This is a genomic window from Micromonospora craterilacus, assembly GCF_003236315.1.
Classification (GTDB): domain Bacteria; phylum Actinomycetota; class Actinomycetes; order Mycobacteriales; family Micromonosporaceae; genus Micromonospora; species Micromonospora craterilacus.
The window spans coordinates 1-20,725 of sequence record NZ_POTY01000116.1 but is presented as its reverse complement, the minus strand read 5'-3'; the positions used below and the strand labels follow the sequence as shown (position 1 = coordinate 20,725).

Below are 20,725 nucleotides of genomic sequence, written 5' to 3'. Positions count from 1 at the left end.
CCCCCACCCCCTCTCCCGGCGCCACCACCGTGACCAAGGCCGGCACCTCGTTCCTGAGCGCCACCCCGGTCGCGGCCGGCCAGCCGGTCCGGGTCGGCGCGTCGACCGGCGAGTACCTCTACTGGTCGTTCCCGGCCGCCGCTGGCGAGACCCACGAGATCAGCGCGACGGTCTCCCTCGCCAAGAACCGCAGCAACGGCCGGTCGACCTGGACCGTCGAGGTCTTCGACGGGCTGCGCCGCCGGCAGGCGTGCACGGCCGGCGCGCAGACGCCGACCGCCGACGCCTCGGCGACCACCGTGGCCATCGGCTGCACTCTGCGGCGGGTCCGGCCCTGGGCCGAACCGTGGTCCGCCGACCCGCTGCCCGGCACGTACTACGTCCGGCTGGCGGTGGTCGACGTACCCGAAGCCGACCTCGGCCTGCCGATCGACGTCGACCTGCTGATCTCCGCAACCGGCGACGCCGGCACCTCGCCCGACGACGGCAAGCTGGAGGCACCGCTGGTGCCCCCCGCCAACGCCGGCGAGGTGCTGGACTCGGTGCCCACGGCCGCACCGGAGGACGAGGACGACGGCGGCTGGAACATCAACCTCACCGGCTGGCTGCCCGAGGCCGGCTCCCGGTGGATCTGGACCACGGCCGGCGGCGTGCTGGCCGCAGTTGCCGGCGTGTTCGGCTTCGCCCTCACCCGGCGCCCCTCCACCAGGTGAACCCCGCCGCTACAGCACCACGGACCCCGGTCCGGACAGCGGAAGATGGTCGATCGACGCCCAGTTGCGGCACCCCGCGCCGCCGACCTCAGCAGCTCGGCAGATCGCTGCACGCCGCTCAGCGCGGTAGAGGTGTGGTCGGTGTTCACGAGTCGGCCGAGTGTCATGCGTCGAATCTCCTCAATGGTCGCCCTCCGGGTGCTGCCGCCCCCAGCCCTCTTGTGGGGGCCCACGACCGTCCATTAGTTTGTTTAGTATCCCGACGAACTCTCAATCTAGCGCGCATGCATGCGCGACACAGCCCTTCTCGAAGGGAGACCGATGACACGCCAGATCCCCGGTGCGAGAGCCTCGCGCCGCAACTTCCTCGGCCTGGTGGGCCTCGGCGCGGCAGCCGCCGCCGGCGGCCCCCTGCTCGCCGGGTGCTCCGAGAAGCCGGCCGGCACCGGCACCGCGCAGAACCTGGACGCCTTCGCCGACCTCCTGCCGACGTACAAGAACCTGGACCTGGGCATCAGTCCCGACGTCACCGGCACCCGCCCGGTGCCGGATGGATACACCAGATACCCGAGCACGCTCGTCGACGCGATCACCGAAAGGCCGGGCACCAACGGCAAGGAGATCACCGCGATGACCCCGGCGTGGGGTCCGGCGCCACCCGGGATCGGCCAGAGCGCCTACCTCCAAGCGGTGAACGCCGAGCTGGGCACCCCGGTCAACTTCACCATCCAGGACGGCAACACGTACGCCGACAAGCTGAACGCCATGCTCGGCGCCCGGGACGTGCCCGAGCTGCTCTGCGTGCCCGGCTGGGAGGTGGAGAAGATCCCGCGCTTCTCCGAGGCGATCGGCGCGCTCTTCGAGGACCTGACCGACTACCTCAAGGGCGATGCGGTCAACGCGTACCCGATGCTGGCCACGTTCCCGACCGGCGCCTGGCGCAACGCGATCTGGAGCGGGCGCCTGGCGGCCGTGCCGAACCCCACCGACGGGCCGTTCCCGTGGGCGATGTTCACCCGCCAGGATCTGCTGGAGGCGCGCGGCCTCGCCACCCCGAAGTCGCTTGAGGAGATGCTGGCCCTGGCCAAGGAGGTCACCGACCCGGCCCGGAAGGTGTGGGCCTTCGACGACGTCTTCGCGATGATCCAGATGTACCACAAGGTGCCCGGCTCCAAGGGCGGGTGGCGGCTGAAGTCGGACGGGACGCCCGAGTTCAAGTACGAGACCCCGGAGTTCCGCCAGGCGCTGGAGGTCATGGTCAAGATCTACCAGGACGGGCTGGTCCACCCGGATCTCGTGGCCAGCAAGGGCGCGGACAGCGTCCAGTTGTTCGCCAAGAACGGTGCGATCGTCTTCAAGCAGGCCGGTTTCGGTTTCTGGCAGGGCTCCCAGGCCGAGCACCAGAAGGTCAACGCGAAGCTCAACATCCAGCCGGTACCGATCTTCTCCGCCACCGGCGGGGACCCGCTGGTCTGGGGTGACGACGAGCCGATCTCGTACACCTTCGTCAAGAAGGGTGTCGGCAAGGAGCGGGTCGAGGAGCTGCTGCGGGTCATGAACTGGTGCTCCGCCCCGCTGGGCAGCCAGGAGGCGCAGCTGCGGGACTTCGGCGTGGAGGGCCAGCATCACACCCGGACGCCGAACGGGCCGGCCAAGACCGACCTGGCGTGGAAGGAGATCGCGAACCAGTACTTCTTCATCAGCGGCCGCAACCCCACGGTCGGCCCCTTCCCGGACACCCCCAACTACGTCCGGGACGCGCTGGGTTACTCCAACGAGATGGTGAAGTTCCTGGAGAAGGACCCGTGGGACGGGGTGAAGCTGGAGATGCCGGCCGCCTACAAGGCCAACCAGGTGCCGACGGAGGACAAGTTCACCGACGTCCTGCGGGGTCGCCGGCCGCTGTCCGACGTCGACGCCATCGTGCAGGAGTGGAAGGCCAGCGGTGGGGAGGAGGCGAGGCGACTGCTCGCCGACTCGCTGCCCAAGGCTGGATGATGGGCACCCGTCACGCATCCGTCGACGCCGGGTCCCGACCGGCCCGGCCCGGCGGGTCGACCTCGCCGGCAGCGGCCGGCCCGACCCGGGCCGGCCGCACCGGCCGCCGCCGGCGGGTGCCGCTGCGGACCCGGCTGCGGCGCGACTGGCAGCTGTTGGCGATGGTCGCGCCGGGCTTCGTGATCCTGCTGGTCTTCAGCTACGTGCCGATCCTCGGCAACGTCATCGCCTTCCAGGACTACAACCCGTACCTCGGGAGCAATCCGCTGGAGGCGTTCCTGCACAGCGACTGGATCGGGTTCGGCCAGTTCCAACTCCTCTTCGAGGACCCGGCGTTCTGGGACGCGTTCCGCAACACCCTGGCGATCACCGCGTTCCAGCTCGTCTTCTTCTTCCCGCTGCCGATCCTGCTGGCGATCATGCTGCACAACCTGCTCTCCAGCCGGTTGCGCGGCTTCATCCAGACCGTCGTGTACCTGCCGCACTTCTTCAGCTGGGTGCTGGTGGTCAGCTTCTTCGTCGCCATGCTCGGCGGCGCCGGCCTGCTGGCGCAGACCATGCGCGAGGCCGGCATGGAACCGTGGAACGTGATGACCAACCCGGATACGTTCATCATCCTGGTGACCGCCGAGGCCGTCTGGAAGGACGTCGGCTGGGGCACCATCGTCTTCCTGGCCGCACTGTCCACCATCGACCAGAATCTTTACGAGGCGGCGGCGGCCGACGGTGCCGGACGGTGGCGCCGGCTGTGGCACATCACACTGCCCGGCCTGCGCCCGGTGATCGTGCTGCTGCTCATCCTCCGCCTGGGCGACGCGCTCTCGGTCGGCTTCGAACAGTTCCTGCTGCAACGGGACGCCGTCGGCCGGCAGGCGTCCGAGGTGCTCGACACCTTCGTCTACCACTTCTCCATCGCCACCGGGAACTACGGCTACGGCGCCGCGGCCGGCCTGTTCAAGGCCGCCGTCGGGCTCTGCCTGATCCTGGCCGCCAACAAGGTCGCACACATGCTCGGCGAACGAGGGATCTACTCACGGTCATGACCGCCACCATCGCCCGGAAGCCGTCCCGGCCGCGTACCCGCCGACCGGTGTGGGAGGAGCGGCCCACCCCGGTCGGCCAGACCGGCAAGGCCGTCCTGCTCGGCCTGCTCGTGCTCAGCGTGCTGTTCCCGCTCTGGGTGATCCTGGTGACCAGCCTGTCCTCGCGCGAGACGATCGCCCAAGCCGGGGGTCTGGTGGTCATCCCCAAGGGGATCGACACCTCCGCGTACGACACCATCTTCGCCGGTGGCGCGGTCACCCGGGCGTTGTGGATCAGCACCCTGGTCACCGTCATCGGCACCGCCATCGCGCTGACCGTGACCGTCCTCGCCGCGTACGGCCTGTCCCGCCCCCGCTCACTCGGATACCGCTGGCTGCTCGCGTACTTCCTGCTGCCGTTCCTGATCTATCCGCCGCTGGTGCCCAAGTACCTCGTGGTGACCGGGCTGGGTCTGAAGGACACCATCTGGGCGCTGGTCCTGCCACCCGCGATCAGCGTCTTCAACCTGGTCGTCGTCCGCGGCTTCTTCCAGGGCGTGCCGCAGGAACTGCTCGACAGCGCCCGGATGGACGGCGCCAACGACTTCCTCACCCTGGCCCGCATCGTCCTTCCGCTGTCCCGGGCGGTCATCGCCGTGGTCGGCCTGTTCTACGCGGTCAGTTACTGGAATGTCTGGTTCGACGCGCTGCTCTTCATCGACCGCAACGACATGTACCCGATCCAGCGGGTCCTGCAGAGCTACCTGCTCGCTGGGCAGGCACCGCACACCTCCGGCGGCACCAGCGGTGTCACCATGCCGCCCACCGAGTCGATCAAGATGGCGGTGGTCGTCCTCACCGTCGCGCCGATCGTCGCCGTCTACCCGTTCATCCAGCGGCACTTCATCAAGGGCGTACTGATCGGCGCCATCAAGGGCTGACCGACGGTTCGACGGCGGAGGTCGGTGTCCGGCCGCCGCGACGGCCGGACACCACCCCGACGTCAGATCCGGGCCAGGATCTTCTTCATGGTGTCGATCTCAGCCTGCTGCGTGGCGATGATCCGCTGCGCCAACGCCTTGGCGTCCGGGTTCGCGCCCTGACCGGTCTCTTCCTCGGACATGGCGACGGCCCCCTCGTGGTGGGCGATCATCATGGTGAGGAACTGCCGGTCGAACTCCATGCCGGAGGCACCCGCGAGCTTGGCCATGTCGGCGTCGGACATCATGCCCGGCATCTCGTGATCCATCTCGGGCGTGCCGTGGTCCGTCCCGTGTCCATCGCCGCTTGCCGTGGGCATCGGCGCACCCCACTGCGTCAGCCAGGTCTTCAGCTGGGCGATCTCGGGCGCCTGGGCGTCCTTGATCTGCACGGCGAGCTGCTTGACCTCCGGGTCCGACGCCCGGGTGGCGGCGAGGTCCGCCATCTCCACGGCCTGCTCGTGGTGCGGAATCATCATCTGGGCGAACATCACGTCCGCTGCGTTGCTGGCGGCGGATTCTCCGCTGAACGCGCTGGCGGACGGCGTGCCGGGCCTGTCGTGGCCGGCCCCGGCCTGGTGGTCCGAGCCACAGGCGGCAAGGCCGATGGCGACGGCGAGGCTGACGCCGACCCGGATGGTCCGGCGCAGGTAGGTGCGGTTCATGATCGAAAGGGCCTTTCAAGATTGGTGAACGGGTAGGAGTCGTCGGCGCGGTCACCCCTGGCGGGTACGCGCTGGTCGCTCCTATATCCGCAGCACCGAGATCGAGGCCGTTGTCAAATCGATCAGCGTCAAAGGCGGCGGTGCCCGCCCGCCGGAGGCCCGGGTGGAGGTACGACCCCGGGGCCGCTCGCGGCGCGTACCGTGCAGAAGAACGACCGCGAGTACGACGGCGAGGGCGAGGCCGGCGGCGATCGCCATGCAGACCGCCCAGCCCGGAGTGTGACCATTCCCCGGCTCCTCGCTGGCCGGGGCAGCCAGCTGGGTGCACTGGTCACCGTGGCAGCCACCGGACAGGGCTGGCGTTGCCGCCGCCCCGCCGTGGCTGTCGTGCCCGGCCGTCCCCAGGATCGGGTCATGGCCAAGGCTGTGCATCGCGGCCAGCCCGAACAGGGTGCAGGCAAGCAACACGAACCGGAGCCATCGCCCGGTGGTGGCCGCTTCCCCTCGCACCCGGTCAACGGTATCGCCCGGACCACCACCGTCCGCGCCGAACCCCGGCATACGGTTCCGGTTATCCGGCCAAGTTGATCTGCCGGGTGATCGACGGATCCGTGATCTCGGCGTCCTTCGCCAACAGCATCGCCTTGCTGAGAATGACGGCGAGCATGCCGTCCCCCTCGAACGGCAGGAACTGCTGCTCGCCGATCCGGCCCGCGCCACGGTCCGGCACGATGCAGAGGTAGGCGTCGTTCGGGCTCATCAGGATGTTTCCCGACCCCAGGTGGATCCGGTACGTGCGCAGGTCGCCCTGGACCACCAGGAACCGACCGTCGATGCGGGCCTGCCGGCCCACCGCCAGCCGGGGCAGCAGCCGGGACAGCAGATCCCGCCGGGTCTCGGCGGTAGCCGATAGCTCCCCGAAGCTGTACGACGACCAGTAGTCCCGGAACCGGCCCTGCGGACCCCCGTCCGACCAGGTCGGGTCGTTACCGACGCTGGCCACCCCGACGAACAGGTCCACGTCCCGCATGATCTCGCTGAACACCAGCGGCGGGATCTGATCGAGCGGCAGCGGGTCGGCCGGCCGGGCGTCCGTCCACCGCCCCGCCGTGTAGCCGCCGCCGGAGGCGTGCGACATGTTCTGCGCGGCGGCGATCGGATAGAAGCGCACCTGGTCGGTGACGAGCCGCAGGTACGACCCGCTGTCGGTGGTGTCGGCGCCGTACTCGTCGCCGATCCCCTCCACCCAGTACTCGGCGCGCAGGCCCCACCGGGGCAGCTCGCACGCGGTCGGCGGGTAGGCGTCGTCCACCATCAGCCGGAGCCGGTCGGTCCAGCCCCGGATCGCGGTCAGCGCGTGGTACTGATGCTGACGCAGGATGTGCCCGGCGAACCGGTTGGAGTAGGTGCCGGTGGCCTCCTCGGCCGGGGTGAGCAGGTAGACCTCCCGGTGCGCCTGCTTGAACGGCTGGACGATCCGATGCCGCTCCAACCACTCCCGCCAGCCGACAATCTCCGGCACCGGCCGGCCGATCGGGTGCCAGATCCGCACCTCGGCGTCGTCGGCGGCGGTCACCGGGGTGTCGTCCAGGGTGCGCAGCGCGCCGTCGGCCCAGCCGCAGGGGACCCCGTCGACGAGCCAGAGCAGCCGGCGGGCCAGCGCGCCGACCAGCGGATGGTCCAGGTAACGCTGCCGCCATGCGGCCAGCGTCCAGTGCCGCTGGGCCAGGAAGAGACGATCCAGTCGGGCCGCCTGGGCCCCGAGCATCCCGGTGATCTCCTTGGCCAGGCCCTTCAGCTCGGCCAGCTCCGTCGCGTGGTCCCGGCGTACCGCCGCCGGCGGGCTCTTCACCTGCCGGCCGGAGTCGTTGTACCAGACCAGGGTGGCACTGGTGGACGCGACGAGCACCTCGGCCCGGCACCCGCCGAGGGTCACCTCGTGCCGGCCCACCCCGGTCAGGCCGTAGTCCGGTACGGCCAGTTCCTCGATCTCGTCCCGGCCGATCCCGAGCGCCGTGGCGCGGGCGTCGAGCGCCTTGTCGATCTCGTTGCGGGTGCCCTTGTAGGTGACCCGCGCCGACAGCCGGGCCAGCTGCGCCAGCGCCGCCTCGCCGTCGATCCGCCCGAGCACCACGACCGCCGCATTTGCCACCTTCGGGCAGGCCGGCCCGATCCCGGGCAGGCGGCGCAGCATCGACTCGACCAGGCCACCGATGCGGCGTACCTGCTCCGGCGCCGGTCCGCTCCGCTCCGCCAGCCAGAGCAGGCCGCGCAGCACGTCGGCGTTGACCGAGGTCGGCTGCTTATGCGGGGTACGCGCGGCGGCGGCCAGCCACCGGTCGAGGACCTCTCTCGTCTCGGCCGGGTCGACCGTGCCGAGCAGGCGGGACGCCTCGGTCGACCAGCCGACCGTCGGCCGGGCCGTGGTGGCGGTGCTGGCATGAGCTACCAGCCGCTGCCAGGCCGGGTCGAGCGCACCCAGCTCGGTGAGGATCTGCTCGGCCCACGGGTCGTCCGGGTCGAGTTGCGGGCCGGTCAGTTCGGCCACCAGTTGCCGCAGCCGTTGGCTCTCGTCGGACCGGTCGACCAACACCGCTACCAGCTCGGCAGCGAGCGGCCCGGCGGCGGCCAGCCCCCGGGCCACGGTCTCCAGCGCGGTGGGCGACAGCGAGTACGGTTCCTCGACGGCGTACCTGGCGAGATCCTGAAGCTGCTCCGGCGCCAGGTCGGCGGGGAGTCGGCGGGCCAACTGCCCGATCAGGTCCAGTACCGGCCACGTCCGGGTCCGGTCCCTGCGGTGGATGGCGACCATGGCCTGCACCAGACGGGCCACGTCCGGGCGGGACAGCGGGCGAAGCGCGGCGCGTACCTCCGGGCTGTCCCGGCACAGTCGGGCGTGCGTGTAGAGGTGGCTGGCCAGGTCGGCCACCTCGTTCGCGGCGACCAGGTCGCGGACCCGGGTGGCGTACCAGATGGTGTCGGTGGTGGTGGTCATCAGCCACCCACCAGCGGGACGAGCTTGAGGAAAGTGACCTCGGTGTCGCGACGCAGGTCGACCTCTTCGTCGAGCTCCTCGACCTGGCGGTCGCCGACCAGCACCACGAAGCCGTTGCGGGTGAACGCCTCCTCGGCGAGGGCGACCTGCCGCTCCGGCGCGATCCGGCGGCGCGGCTGCTCGCCCGGCTCGCCGTTGAGCGCCCGCTCGGTCGAGGTGGGCTGCACCAGCAGCCGGCGCGGCGCCGGGGAGGCGGCGTTGTACTCGGCCACCTCCTGGTGGATCCGCCGCCGGATCAGCTCACGCAGCGTCAGCCGCTCCTCGAAGATCTGCAGGGCCCAAGCGGGGGTACGAGCACCGGCCGTGCTCTCGTCTACAAAGGTCACCGTCGCCATGGCGCGGGAGTTTAGGTACGCCCCCCGACAACCCGGTAACCCTGACGGCCGGTCCCGGTGTCTTGCTAACTGACGAGACCGGAGGTCAGATGCGAGATTCGCGGGGTGCGGAGTTCGACGAGTTCGTCCGCACACGGTCGGTAGCGCTGTTGCGGGTCGCCTACCTGCTGACGGGCGACCGGCATGCCGCCGAGGATCTGCTTCAGGAGGTTCTGGAGCAGCTCTACCTGCGCTGGCGCCGGGTTCGGAGCAGCCCGGAGGCCTACGCCCGGCGCGCGCTGGTCAACCGATCGATCAACCGATGGCGGCGACGAGCCCGACGGCCGGAACAGGCGCTGGGCGACCACGACCGGGTCGCCCGGGACCACGCGGACGACGTCGCTCTCCGCCAGGCAGTCGTCGCGGCACTTCGTGACCTGCCGGTCCGGCAGCGTGCCGCGGTTGTCCTCCGATACCTGGAGGATCTGCCGACCGCCGACGTCGCCGCTGCGTTGGGCTGTTCCGAGGGGACGGTGAAAAGTCACACCTCTCGGGGATTGGCTCGCCTGAGGGCAGCGCTGACCGGGTCGAGTCTCGTCATGTCCACGGTAGATATGGGGAGTTCGCGATGACCATTAGCGACAACCAACTGCGCGACGTGCTGCACCGGGCGACGGAACATCTGAGCGGCCCCCCCGGCCTCCTCGATGAGGTACGCCGAGGCGGCCGCCGTCGGCTGGCGCGCCGCCGCGTTGTGTTGGCTGCGGTCTTCGCTGCCGTGGTGGCGGTTCCCCTGGGGGCTGCGTTCCAACTCTCGAGCGGTGGGCGAACGAACGAGGTCGCCTCGCCGTTGCTTGACGGGCCCACCCGAGGTGACCTGGCCGGCGACGAAGCGTACCTGCGGCAGGTCCGGGAGGCCTGGCAGCGCCACCTGAGGCGTGGCGAAGAGACGCGGCTTCGGGGCGAGCCGCACATCGTCTGGGCGGGAAGTACGCCGGCCGGCCCCGCCGCCTACCTGGCTCAGGAAACGGAGACCAACCCGGTTGTCAGCAGTGCCGGACCCGATCGTGTCGTCGCGGTAGCAGCGTTTGTCGAACCCACCGCCGACGGGCCACGGATCAAGACGGTGGAGATGGTCACCGAGGCTGGTCCGGATAGCAATTCACAGGCGACGTTCCTCGGACCACGACGCGACGTGCTGCTCGTCCTTGACACCGGGCGGCCGGTGGAGTTCTCGCCAGAAATGCGATACGCGCCCGACGGCAAAATCGACCGCACCTACCAGCGAGTGACGTTCGAAGATGGTGCCGCCGTATTGTCAGTACCACCGCAACAAACGAAGATCACCGTCGCGCTCTCCACGACACCGGTCAGCCAAGAGAACGTTGTGCATATCGACGGCGCCCAGAAAGTGCTCTTCGCCGACGGCGACAGCCCCCCGGAGCCGCAGCGGCTCAGCCGCACGCTGCCCGGCGCGGAAGAGGCCTGGGGCGGCGATCCCAGCGATCCCGATTACGGGACCGACCGACCCGGTCACGAGGTGGGTGCCGGGCCCGAGGCTCTCGCGGCATACATCGACCCGGCGGGCGTGCATACGCACGACGGATCTCCCCGGCTGAGCATTTACGGCGCCACCCCCGATGGCCGACGACTACTGCTCGAAACCCTTCAGTACGACGACGACCCCGCTCGCGTCATTGCGCTACTCGCCCGCGACAACGCCCCTTTTCAGGCGGTGGCCAGCGCATTCGCCGATTGGGGCACACCGTTACCGATTCGGTTGCGGCTGCCGGACAACCAGGGCGTCCTCGTTGCCGCCGAGGGCGCAGCGCTGAGTTATCGAAGCGGCGCCGGGCCATGGCATGACGCCGGCCGTAACGCCGCGCTGGTACCCGCCAGCACCACCGAGGTCCGCGTCACCACCGCCAGCGAAACCGCCACCGTCCCCGTCACCTCCTGAGCACCGTCGGCCCTCGGTCCCGGCCGGGACCAGTGCCGATGACCTGCCAATTCCTCGGATGCTCCGCCAGGCCGGCGCCTCGTCCCCAACCATGTGGAAAGAGCCCTATGCAGGGTACGAGCCATGGGGGAAGCAGTCATGTCGTCGGCCGACCAGTACGCACCGCTGCGGGGCCGGCCGTACCTCAAGTTGCTGGTGCTGGCCGCGCTGCTCGGGGTGCCGATCGCAGCGGCGTCTTACTGGTTTCTCCAGCTCATCACGCTCATCCAGAAGTGGGTCTACACGGACCTGCCACGCGGACTCGGCCTGGGCCGGGAGCCGCTGTGGTGGCCGCTGGTTCCGCTGCTGGTGGCCGGGCTGGTGGTGGGACTGGCCATCCGGTACCTGCCCGGTCGGGGCGGTGAGTCACCGGCGGAGGGCTTCCACGCCGGTGGGGTCACCCGCCCGGAGGCGCTACCCGGGGTGGCGCTGGCCGCACTGGCCGGCATCGGGCTCGGGGTGGTGATCGGGCCCGAGGCACCGCTGATCGCGCTCGGTGGCGGGCTCGCGTACCTGGCGGTGTGGCTGCGGCGGCGGAACGTCCCGGAGCGGGCGGGGGCCGTGGTGGCCGCAAGCGGCAGCTTCGCGGCGGTGAGCACCCTGCTCGGCTCGCCGCTGGCCGGCGCGTTCCTGCTGCTGGAGGCGTCCGGGCTGGGCGGGGCGACGGCGGCGGCGGTGCTGGTGCCGGGTCTGCTCGCCGCCGGCACCGGCAGCTTGATCTTCATCGGTCTCGACTCGCTCACCGGCCACGGGACGTTCTCGCTGGTGATCCCGCACCTGCCGCCGGCGCACCGACCCACGATCGCCCAGTTCCTGTGGGCGTTGGCGATCGGCCTGGCGGCCGGTGTGCTGTGCTGGGCGCTGCGGCGGCTGGCCCTGCTGCTGCGGACACGGGCGGAGCGGCGCGTGCTGGCGTCGACCATGCTGGCCGGCGCGGTGACCGCCGCGATCGCCATCGGGTACGCCGCGGTGACCGGCAGGAGCAGTTCGGACCTGCTGTTCTCCGGCCAGTTCGGCCTGCCCAAGCTGCTCACCGACAGCGCCGGGTACTCCGTGCCGGCGCTGGTGCTGCTGATCATCGGCAAGGGAATCGCCTACTGCCTGGCATTGAGCGCATTCCGGGGCGGGCCGACGTTCCCGGCGATCTTCATCGGAGCGGCCGGCGGGGTCGCGCTGTCACACCTGACCGGTCTGCCACTGGTGACCGCCGCCGCCATGGGGATCGGCGCGATGATCGCCGGGATGCTGAAGCTGCCGCTGTCGGCGGTGCTGCTGACCACGCTGTTACTGGGCGCGAACGGGCTGACCGTGTTGCCGCTGGTGATCGTGTCGGCGGTTGTGGCGTACGTGTTGTCGATCCGGCTGACCCCGCCGCCCGACGTACCGGCCACCCAGCGGGCGCCGGCCGGTGGCGCGGCGGGTGGCGCCACTCCCGCAGCGGACCACGGACGCTGACCGGATCTCGTCGGAACTGGGGCACTCAACTGAGATGCGGAAACCGAAAAGGCCGTCTCCGGAAGTGGAAACGGCCTTGAGTCTGGGTGGAGCTGAGGGGATTTGAACCCCTGACCCCCTCGATGCGAACGAGGTGCGCTACCGGTCTGCGCCACAGCCCCTCCGCCGGCGGACCGGCGTCGGTCCCACCCGGCTTTCACCGGGCGGGCCGGCGACAAGGCTAACAGGTCGACCGCTCCCGCCGCGAACCGCCCTGCCGAGCAACGCCCCGCAGCCCGACCGCCGGGCGCGACGTGCCGCCCGAGAGTGGTAACAAGGGGCCCTTCCTCTACCGCAGGCGTTAATAAGGTGCCCTTCCTTACCCAGCGCCGCGGCCGGCTTCGTAGGCGCGGCCGCGCAGGCCGCCGGCCCGGCGGTAGGAGACCGAGCCGCCGCTGGCCACCGCCGGCAGGTCGGCCGGGCGGTCCAGGCCCATCGCGGTACGCCGGACGGCCTCCCGCTGGGCCGCCAGGCGGCGCTGCGCCTCCCGGCGGGCCGCCGCGCGGCGGGCCTGCTCGCGGCGTACCTCCGCCTGGCGGGCGGCCAGCCAGGCCGCCTCCCGGGCTCGGGCCCGACGTCGACGGCGGTCGGCCAGTGCGCGGGCCCGCAGGTGGGCGACGTACACGATCAGCAGGGTGGCGGTGACCGCGAAGCTGATCCAGAAGCCGGGGCCGACCACCGCCACCCCGACCAGCTCGACGGCGTTGAGCAGCACCAGCGCGGCAAGCACCCGGCGCCGGCGGTAGATCGCCGGGGTGTGCTGGCGGCGCCGGTCCGGGCGGCGGCGGGGTCGGCCCGCGGCGGGCGGTACGGTCCGCAGCCGGCCCTGCCGGCCGGAACGGCGCGGCGCGGGTGGTCCGGAGACCGGGGTGGCGAGGGTGCCGGAGGCCACGTCCTCGCTCAGCGTGACCACGAGCGCGCGGGACGGGTTGACCGGTCGGCGACCCGGGACAGTGCGGCGTCGCCGGCGGCGCTGGAGCACTCGCGCCGTCGACTGCGCCCGCTCCGCCACCAGCCGCTCGGCGGCGTCGTACCGACGGACCAGCGCCGGGGCGAGGGCGAGCAGACCGGCGGCGGCGAGGACGGCGAGGAGCACCGAGGTCGGCACCCTCACCCCTCCCGTCACCAATTCCGAGCAACCGCCACCCGGCCGCAGGATCTTTCACCGATCGGCACCGGCGACGTGAATCGTGCGGAGCGGGCAGCGCATGCCGCAGCTTGCAGTTACCTGAGGTTACGGGTCACCGACGCCGGAACAGACGCGCCGCGCCGATCCCGCGCGTGGGACGGCTCACGCCGTACGGGCGCGCAGCCGGTGCCAGCGGGCCAGCAGTCCGCCCTCGGCGGCGACTTCCTCGCTGGTCATCGCGTATCCGATGTGATCACGCCAGGCGCCGTCGATGTGCATGTAGCGCGCGTGGTAGGCCTCCTCGCGGAAGCCCAGCTTCTCCACCACCCGGCGGGACGGCCGGTTCTCCGGCCGGATGTTCACCTCCACCCGGTGCAGCCCACCGGGACCGAAGGCGTGGTCGACGACGAGCGCCATCGCGGTCGGGATCACCCCGCGGCCGGCCACCCGGCGATCCACCCAGTAGCCGACGTACCCGGAGCAGAACGCCCGGCGCACGATGTTGCCCACGTTGATGTGGCCGACCAGCCGCTCCTGGCCGTTCTCGTGCAGGCAGACCGCGAACGGCATGCCCTCACCGGTACGCGCCGAGCGCCGCTGGTCGCGATGCATCCAGCGGAAGGTGGCCGGCGAGTTCAGTTCGTGCCAGTCGCCGGGCAGCGACGACTCCCAGGGGGCCAGCCAGTCCCGGTTCGCGCAGCGCACCTCCGACCAGGCCGCCGCGTCCGAACGCCGGTACGGCCGCAGCAGCACCGGGCCGTCGGAGAGCACCGCCGGCCAGCCGGGCGCGCGCCTGAACGGCACCGATCCTCCAACCCCGAGCGTCACGCGGACTCACCGTCGGCGATCGAGCAGCAGCACGTCCACGGTGGAGCCGGCCGCGGCAGCGGTCACCCGCTCACCGAGAACGAGAAGTCCATTCGCCTCTGCCAGGCCGGAGAGGGTGAACGGGCCGCCGTTGAGCGGTTGGACAGTGTAACCTCCGCCACGCCGCTCGGCGACGTGCGCGGGCCGGAACTCGCGCAGCCCGGCCGGGGAGGAGACCGTCTCCAGCAGGTGCGCCCGCACGCTGGGTCGGAACACCGGCTCGGCACCGGCCAGCAGGTTGATCGCCGGGCGGGCCAGCACCTCGAAGCCGATCATTGCGGCGCCCGGATCGCCGGGCAGGCAGACCACCGGCACCTCCTCGGCGCCGACGGTGCCGAACCCGAGCGCGGTGCCCGGGTAGAGCGCCACGTCGGTGAAGGTGACCGGGCCGGCCCGGCTGCCCTCCCGCCGGGACAGGATCCGGCGGACCATGTCGCCCGGTCCGGTGCCGGTGCCGCCGGTGGTGATGATCAGATCGGCGCGCAGGGTCTGGTCCTCGAGCAGCCCCCGCAGCCCTTCCGGGTCGTCGTCGCAGATACCCACCCGGTACGCGAGGGCGCCCGCCTCCGCCGCCGCGGCGGTCAACGCGTGCGAGTTGGCGTCCACCACCTGACCGGGCTGGCTGCCCCGGCCCACGTCGACCAGTTCGTCGCCGGTGGCCACGATGACCACCCGGGGACTCGGGCGCACCACCACGTGCCCGATGCCGGTGGCGGCGAGCACCGCGACCAGCGCCGGGGAGACGTACGTGCCGGCGCGGGCGAGCACGGTCCCGGCCGGCACCTCCTCACCGGCCCGGCGTACCCCGTACCCCCGTTTGGGGACGCGGAAGATCTCCACCGCCGCCATGCCCTGGTCGGTCCATTCCACCGGCACCACCACGTCGGCGGCGATCGGCAGCGGCGCACCGGCGGCGACGGAGAAGCACGAGCCCGGGGTGAGCCGGACCGGCCGCCAGCTGGCCGCGCCGAGGTCACCGACCACATTCAGCCGTACGGTGCGGCCCCCTGGCCCGCCGGACTGGGCCGGGACGTATCCCACGCCCCGGACCCCGCCGGCGATGTCCTCCCAGCGCGCGGCGTACCCGTCGACGGCCGCCTGGTCGAAGGCCGGGAACGAGTGCGGTGCGACGACGTCCTCGGCGAGGACGTTGCCGTACGCCTGGGTGAGGTCGAGGTCGAGCGGAGGCAGCGCGCGTAACCTGCGCAGCACGCTGCCCAGGTAGTCGGCGAGCGGCGTCAACCCGTTTTCGGCCGCCTCGGCGTCGGCCGTCGCGGTCATGTATTCGGACCGCCCGACGCGTCGGAGTTGACGAACTCGGCCAGCCACTTACGGAACTCGGGGCCCAGGTCGTCGCGGTCGGCGGCGATCTGGACCACAGTCTGCAGGTAGCCCAGCGGCATGCCGGTGTCGTAGCGCACGCCCCGGTAGACGATCGCGTGCACCGGTGTGCCCTCGGTACGCAGCAGTTCCATCGCGTCGGTCAGCTGGATCTCGCCGCCGCTACCCGGCTGGGTACGACGGATGGCGTCGAAGATCTTGCCGGGCAGCACGTACCGGCCGAGGACAGCGAGATTGCTCGGGGCGTCCTCCGGCTTCGGCTTCTCGACCATGCCGGTCACCTTGACGACCTCGGCGAGGTCGCTGAACTCCGGCTCCGCCGGCTCGACCGAGGCGATGCCGTACCGCTTGGTCTCGGCCGGATCGACCTCGAAGAAGGCCAGCACCACGCCGCCCGTGCGGGCCTGTAGTTCCAACATGGCCGGCAGCAGCGGCTCGGAGAGGTTGACGAACTCGTCGCCGAGCAGCACCGCGAAGGGCTGGTCACCGACGTGCGACTCGGCGAACCCGACCGCGTGGCCGAGACCGAGCTGCTCCGGCTGCCGGCAGGTGTAGATGGCCGCCAGTTCCTCGGTCCGCTTGACGGCGGCCAGCATGTCGGGCTTCTCCGCGAGCCGCTCCTCCAGGTCGGGGCGGCGGTCGAAGTGGTCCACCATCGATGTCTTGCCGCGACCGGTGATCAGCAGTACGTCGCCGATGCCCGCCTGCGCGGCCTCCTCGACGATGTACTGCAACACCGGCCGGTCGACGACCGGCAGCAGCTCCTTGGGCACGGCCTTGGTGGCCGGCAGGAACCGGGTCGCCAGGCCGGCCGCCGGGATGACCGCCTTGACGGCACGGGGACGGCCGGTCGCGGCGGCCGCCGAGGGGTTCGCTGAGTGCTCCGACATGTCGCGAGACTATCGGCCACGGCCGGGCCCCGGCGGGTGAGGACCAGAAGACGCGCCGCCCGCCCGCCCGGTTCTGCCGGTGCCGGCAGAACCGGCTCCGGCCGGTTCGTCCGGGGTGATCGCCGCGCCGGGATCGCCGCCGAGCCCGGCCCGGGGCAGGCCGTCCCCCGGACTGCACGCCGCCACCGGCACCGGCAGCTCCCGGGTCGGCGGCGTCACCCGGGCGGCCGTGCTGCCGGCACCGGCAGTTCCCGGGTCGGCGTTGCCGTCGGCGCCCGCCGCCACCCGCCAGGTGTCCCGGCCGGCCGCTTTGGCGGCGTAGAGCGCCTCGTCGGCCGCCTCCAGCACCTGCTGGCCGGTGTCGGCATGGTCCGGGTAGACGGCGATGCCGATGGAGACCGTGACCGGGATGGCCTTCCGGACACCCGCGTGCCCCACCACGATGATCGGGGTGTCGCGGATGGCCGCGCCGAGCCGCTCGGCGACGATCGTCGCGCCCCGGGTGTCGGTCTCCGGCAGCAGCACCACGAACTCCTCGCCGCCATGGCGGAAGGCGAGGTCCACCTCGCGGATCTCGCCGCGTACCCGCCGAGCGAACTCGGCCAGCACGGTGTCCCCGGCGGCGTGCCCGTACGTGTCGTTGACCTTCTTGAACCGGTCCAGGTCGAGGGCGAGGAAACTCACCCGCCGTCCGAACCGGCTGGCCCGTTCCACCTCCCGGCGCAGCGACTCGCGCAGATAGCGGTAGTTCCACAGCCCGGTCAGCGGGTCGGTGAGCGACAGCCGCTGCACCTCCTCGTGGATCCGTACGTTGTCCACCGCCACCGCCGCGTGCCCGGCGAAGGTGCGCAGGGTGACCAGGTCGTCGTCGTCGAACTCCTCCCCGCCGAGCCGGTCGTAGAGGGCGAGCACGCCCACCGCCGGCCCCGCCGGCTCGACAGCAGGCCCGGCGCCGTCGGCAGGCTGGGCCGGGCCCGCCTCACCGGGCCTGGCGTCGGGAGCGGCGAACGGCACCGCGATGTACGTCCGGCAGCCCGGCTCACCGGACGGCACGGTCGCCGGCTCCATCCGGCCCCGGCTGGGCTGGCCGGTCGCCGCGACCGCGCCGACCACCCCGCTGCCCAACGGCACCCGCGGCGACCCGGTGCCGGGCCAGCACCCGTCGAGCCCCTCGGTGCACTGGGCGACGAGCACGCCGCCCTGCTCGGTGAGCAGCACCGCACCGGCCCGGGCACCGGTCGACGCGAGCGCGCTGTGCAGGATCACCCGCAGGATCCGTTGCAGATCGTGGGTGCTGGCCAGGGTGTCGCCGAGCACGGCGAGGTGTCCGCGCAGCTGGTCCCGGCTGCTGGCCAGCGCCGCCAGGTAGCCGCCGGTCTCGCGGGTCATCCGGTTGACCGCGCCGGCCAGCTGGCCGATCTCGTCGCCGCTGCGCACCGGCACCCGGGCAGTCAGGTCACCAGCGGCGACCCGGTCCACCGCGCCGGCCAGCTCCACCAACGGCCGGGTGGCCACCCGGGCCAGCCGCCAGGCGGCAGCCACCCCCAGCACGGCGGCCAGCAGCACCACGGCGACCAGCACCGCGTACAGCCCCGGCGGCTGGTCGCTGGGCACCGACAGCACCAGTGGCAGGGGTTGCCCGGCGACCGGGCCGGCCCGACGCACGTACCGACCGTCGGGGGTGCCGGTGACGCCTTCCTCGCCGAGGGACGCGGCGGCGGCGAGCACGGCGTCACGGCCACCGGCGGACTCGGTGGTGTGTGCCACCTGAATCGGCGGGGCGGCGCCGTCGAGCAGGGTCACCGCGACCCCGGTCACCGCCGCGAGCCGCGCGACCAGCCCGGGGTCGACCGGCTGCGCGGCGGTGACCGTGCCCAGCGCCGTGCCGGCGGAGTCGCGCAGCTCCACCCGGACCGCGAGCGCGCCGACGGTGCCGCCGGGCGGTGTCGACGCCGTACAGTCCCGCCAGGGCGCCGGCGGAGCGTCCGCGGTGGCGTAGCTGATCCGCCCGGTCGCTTCGGTGACCACCACGGCCGCGGCGAGCCCCCGGCTGACCATCTGGCTGGCGGCGCCGGCCTGGTCGGCGGCGAGGGCGACCGCGTCCGCGGCGGCACGCAGCTGCTGGCAGAGCGCGTCGATCGAGGTACGGACCGCGGTGGCGGCCACCGCCAGCCGCTCGGTGGCGCGGCTGCGGTCCACCGTCGCCACGGTGGAGGCGACGAAGACGGCACCGAGCAGGACCGGGCCGAACGCCACAGCCAGGAAGGCTGCGGTCAACCGCCCGCGTAGCGTCAACGCTTCCCCCCGGAAGTTGCGCGACCGTTGCTTGCGATGCTGACACAGAGCAATGGCGAGGCAAGCGTTGCGTAAGGAGTGTTGCGTGCCGGAATTTGCTGAGGGAGCGGAAGTGACGCATGACGCGAAGCGGACGGTGCGGGTGGAACTGCTCGCCCGTCGCCGGGCCCTGACCGAAGCCGGGCGACGGGCAGCCGCGGCGCGCGTCCAGGCCGAGCTGGTTGCCCTGGTACGCCGGCTGCGGCCGGCCCGGATGGCCACGTACGCGCCGGTCGGCAGCGAGCCGGGTGGCCTGGACCTGCCGGCGGTCCTCGCCGACGCGCTGCCCCCCGGGGCGGAGTTGCTGCTGCCGGTCCTCCGCGACGACCTGGACCTGGACTGGGCCGCCTGGGTCGGGCCGGCGGCGATGGTCGCTGCCGGCCGGGGCACCCGCGAACCGGACTCGCCCCGGCTCGGGGTGACCGCGATCACCACCGCCGAACTGGTCGTGCTGCCCGCGCTGGCCGTCGACCGCCGGGGCGTACGCCTGGGTCGCGGCGGCGGCTCGTACGACCGGGCCCTGGCCCGGGTGCCCGCGACCACGCTCACCGTGGTGCCGCTGTACGACGGCGAACTGCTGGACGCGCTGCCCGCCGAGCCGCACGACCTCCCGGTACGCGCGGTGGTCACACCGACCGGCGGCCTGCACGCGCTGGCGACCCCCTCGGGTGTCATGCCCCACACTTCCGCTGGACGAATCGGGGGGCGATGACGCACCATTGGCACTCGAATCCGTCGAGTGCCAACCGGCTGTGCCAGATCCGGAGGAGAACGTGCCCACGTACCAGTACGCCTGCACCGCGTGCGGTCACCAGCTCGAGGCGGTGCAGTCCTTCTCTGACGAGCCGCTGACCGACTGCCCGGCGTGCGAGGGGCGGCTGCGGAAGGTATTCAACTCCGTCGGCATCGTCTTCAAGGGCTCCGGCTTCTACCGCACCGACTCCCGCTCCTCCGGCTCGGACACCACGTCGAGCACCGCCGCGAGCAAGTCCGGCACGTCCGAGTCGTCGTCCTCCAGCTCGACGACGTCGACCTCGTCGCCGAGCACCGCGTCGTCCGGCTCGACCGGCTCGACCGGCGGATCTTCCAGCGGTTCGTCGGGCGGTTCCTCCGGCGGCGGCACGAGCAAGAAGCCGGCCGCGGCCAGCACCACCTGAGCCACCGTCCGTCCGGGCGGCGTCGATCCGCTTGCCGTTCCGGGTGGTCAAGCCCGCCGCGCGGGGGTCAGTCCCAGTGCGGCGGGCGCTCGGCGAGCAGCCAGTCGTCGTTGCCGCCGGCCCGCTCGCCCCAGCCCCGGTCGGTGTCGTCGGCGGTCTGCTCGGGCAGCACCACGAAGTCCTCGCTGAGGTCGACCGCGCGATCGTCGTCGCCCCGGCCGCCCGGATCCTGAACTGTCACGAGCGGCAAGGTTAACGCAGCTCGCCGCCGCGAGCGGTCGGGTCAACGCAGCCGCCCTCGCGAACCGGCATGGGTGCCGCAGCCATAGCCAGGCGCATATCGAAGGCGTGGCCCGGCCGGTTTTGTGCCGCAGGGGGTGGCACGGTACCTCACCAGCGTGATTTCACACCGACATATTTATGTCGGTGTGAAATCACGCTGGTGAGGGTTTCAGGCCTCGGCCGGGTCATTGGGGTTGGCGGGCACTGAGTCCGACCGCCACGACCGTACTGCCGGTTGTCACAGCGCCGGAACGCCGCTACCGCCGCCCGACATCTCACCGCCGAGATCGGCACAGAGTCAGGGCGCGAACCACGAGGGTGACGGTCCGCAGACGCGACCGACATCGGACGCGCGGATCGGCGGCGCGGCCTGACCGCGCGGCGGTGGGGTGATTGGTAGCGTCGGACGGCGTGACGACGCCCCGACCCGGCCCGGCCTCCGACGAGCAGTGGCGCCGACCCGACACCGGCGACGGGTCCACCCC

19 protein-coding genes, 1 tRNA gene and 1 pseudogene are annotated in these 20,725 nt (G+C 71.9%); 9 read left to right on the top strand and 12 right to left on the bottom strand.

What is annotated here, in order from left to right; translation table 11 throughout:
* The 4 genes from C1I95_RS18790 to C1I95_RS18775 form a co-directional block, all read left to right on the top strand.
* On the top strand, positions 1–713 hold a 713-nt coding region (locus C1I95_RS18790), incomplete at its 5' end, for a peptidase (RefSeq protein WP_111215127.1).
* Between the two features lie 321 nt (positions 714–1,034).
* Positions 1,035–2,711, top strand: a complete 1,677-nt coding sequence (locus C1I95_RS18785; RefSeq protein WP_111215124.1) for an extracellular solute-binding protein — start codon at positions 1,035–1,037, stop codon at positions 2,709–2,711.
* Entirely contained in the window at positions 2,711–3,754 is a 1,044-nt protein-coding gene (locus C1I95_RS18780) for an ABC transporter permease (protein ID WP_111215123.1), read from the top strand. Before C1I95_RS18785 ends, C1I95_RS18780 begins: the two co-directional genes overlap by 1 nt.
* Positions 3,751–4,674 carry a carbohydrate ABC transporter permease gene (locus C1I95_RS18775; protein ID WP_111215122.1) on the top strand — a complete coding sequence of 308 codons (924 nt, stop codon included), beginning with the start codon at positions 3,751–3,753 and terminating at the stop codon, positions 4,672–4,674. Before C1I95_RS18780 ends, C1I95_RS18775 begins: the two co-directional genes overlap by 4 nt.
* Positions 4,675–4,736: 62 nt before the next feature.
* On the opposite strand, the gene C1I95_RS18770 is transcribed toward C1I95_RS18775, so the two are convergent.
* The 4 genes from C1I95_RS18770 to C1I95_RS18755 form a co-directional block, all read right to left on the bottom strand.
* Positions 4,737–5,378: a DUF305 domain-containing protein gene (locus C1I95_RS18770; RefSeq protein ID WP_111215121.1), complete on the bottom strand. Its 642-nt coding sequence runs from the start codon at positions 5,376–5,378 to the stop codon at positions 4,737–4,739.
* Between the two features lie 81 nt (positions 5,379–5,459).
* Positions 5,460–5,888, bottom strand: a complete 429-nt coding sequence (locus tag C1I95_RS18765; RefSeq protein ID WP_146605761.1) for a DUF6153 family protein — start codon at positions 5,886–5,888, stop codon at positions 5,460–5,462.
* Positions 5,889–5,949: 61 nt separating this feature from the next.
* Positions 5,950–8,373 (bottom strand): DUF4132 domain-containing protein, encoded by a 2,424-nt coding sequence (locus tag C1I95_RS18760; protein ID WP_111215119.1) that lies wholly within the window; start codon positions 8,371–8,373, stop codon positions 5,950–5,952.
* A complete protein-coding gene (locus tag C1I95_RS18755) occupies positions 8,373–8,768 on the bottom strand; it encodes a hypothetical protein (RefSeq protein WP_233513745.1) in 396 nt (131 codons plus the stop codon). Before C1I95_RS18755 ends, C1I95_RS18760 begins: the two co-directional genes overlap by 1 nt.
* Positions 8,769–8,857: 89 nt before the next feature.
* Between C1I95_RS18755 and C1I95_RS18750 the strand changes: the two genes are divergently transcribed.
* The 3 genes from C1I95_RS18750 (at position 8,858) to C1I95_RS18740 (ending at position 12,201) form a co-directional block, all read left to right on the top strand.
* Positions 8,858–9,379: a SigE family RNA polymerase sigma factor gene (locus tag C1I95_RS18750; RefSeq protein ID WP_111215118.1), complete on the top strand. Its 522-nt coding sequence runs from the start codon at positions 8,858–8,860 to the stop codon at positions 9,377–9,379.
* On the top strand, positions 9,376–10,707 hold the full coding sequence (locus tag C1I95_RS18745; protein WP_111215117.1) for a hypothetical protein: 1,332 nt from the start codon (positions 9,376–9,378) through the stop codon (positions 10,705–10,707). Before C1I95_RS18750 ends, C1I95_RS18745 begins: the two co-directional genes overlap by 4 nt.
* Before the next feature lie 123 nt (positions 10,708–10,830).
* Positions 10,831–12,201 (top strand): chloride channel protein, encoded by a 1,371-nt coding sequence (locus C1I95_RS18740; protein WP_111215116.1) that lies wholly within the window; start codon positions 10,831–10,833, stop codon positions 12,199–12,201.
* Between the two features lie 87 nt (positions 12,202–12,288).
* Here C1I95_RS18740 and C1I95_RS18735 read toward each other — a convergent pair.
* From C1I95_RS18735 to C1I95_RS18710, 6 genes are all read right to left on the bottom strand, one after another.
* Positions 12,289–12,362 (bottom strand) — tRNA-Ala (locus C1I95_RS18735).
* Between the two features lie 197 nt (positions 12,363–12,559).
* Complete coding sequence (gene sepX / locus C1I95_RS18730; protein ID WP_199523811.1) at positions 12,560–13,354, bottom strand: divisome protein SepX/GlpR; 795 nt, start codon at positions 13,352–13,354, stop codon at positions 12,560–12,562.
* Positions 13,355–13,531: 177 nt separating this feature from the next.
* Positions 13,532–14,173, bottom strand: a complete 642-nt coding sequence (locus tag C1I95_RS18725; RefSeq protein ID WP_111215114.1) for a GNAT family N-acetyltransferase — start codon at positions 14,171–14,173, stop codon at positions 13,532–13,534.
* A 30-nt stretch (positions 14,174–14,203) separates the two neighbouring features.
* The gene (locus C1I95_RS18720; RefSeq protein WP_111215113.1) at positions 14,204–15,517 is read right to left on the bottom strand and encodes a molybdopterin molybdotransferase MoeA; all 1,314 of its coding nucleotides are present in this window, start codon (positions 15,515–15,517) and stop codon (positions 14,204–14,206) included.
* Positions 15,514–16,467 (bottom strand): UTP--glucose-1-phosphate uridylyltransferase, encoded by a 954-nt coding sequence (locus tag C1I95_RS18715; protein WP_111215112.1) that lies wholly within the window; start codon positions 16,465–16,467, stop codon positions 15,514–15,516. Before C1I95_RS18715 ends, C1I95_RS18720 begins: the two co-directional genes overlap by 4 nt.
* 9 nt (positions 16,468–16,476) lie before the next feature.
* Positions 16,477–18,762 (bottom strand): diguanylate cyclase, encoded by a 2,286-nt coding sequence (locus tag C1I95_RS18710; protein ID WP_111215111.1) that lies wholly within the window; start codon positions 18,760–18,762, stop codon positions 16,477–16,479.
* A 112-nt stretch (positions 18,763–18,874) separates the two neighbouring features.
* Here C1I95_RS18710 and C1I95_RS18705 point away from each other — a divergent pair, with 112 nt between their 5' ends.
* Both C1I95_RS18705 and C1I95_RS37120 read left to right on the top strand, forming a co-directional pair.
* The gene (locus C1I95_RS18705) at positions 18,875–19,513 is read left to right on the top strand and encodes a 5-formyltetrahydrofolate cyclo-ligase (RefSeq protein ID WP_438941323.1); all 639 of its coding nucleotides are present in this window, start codon (positions 18,875–18,877) and stop codon (positions 19,511–19,513) included.
* Positions 19,470–19,667, top strand: a pseudogene (locus tag C1I95_RS37120) (FmdB family zinc ribbon protein); the annotation flags it as partial. The gene C1I95_RS18705 and the pseudogene C1I95_RS37120, both read left to right, overlap by 44 nt.
* A 62-nt stretch (positions 19,668–19,729) precedes the next feature.
* On the opposite strand, the gene C1I95_RS36415 reads toward C1I95_RS37120, so the two are convergent.
* Complete coding sequence (locus tag C1I95_RS36415; protein ID WP_233513744.1) at positions 19,730–19,963, bottom strand: hypothetical protein; 234 nt, start codon at positions 19,961–19,963, stop codon at positions 19,730–19,732.
* Positions 19,964–20,025: 62 nt separating this feature from the next.
* A complete protein-coding gene (locus C1I95_RS35825) occupies positions 20,026–20,199 on the bottom strand; it encodes a hypothetical protein (protein WP_199523810.1) in 174 nt (57 codons plus the stop codon).
* Positions 20,200–20,725 lie beyond the last annotated feature (526 nt).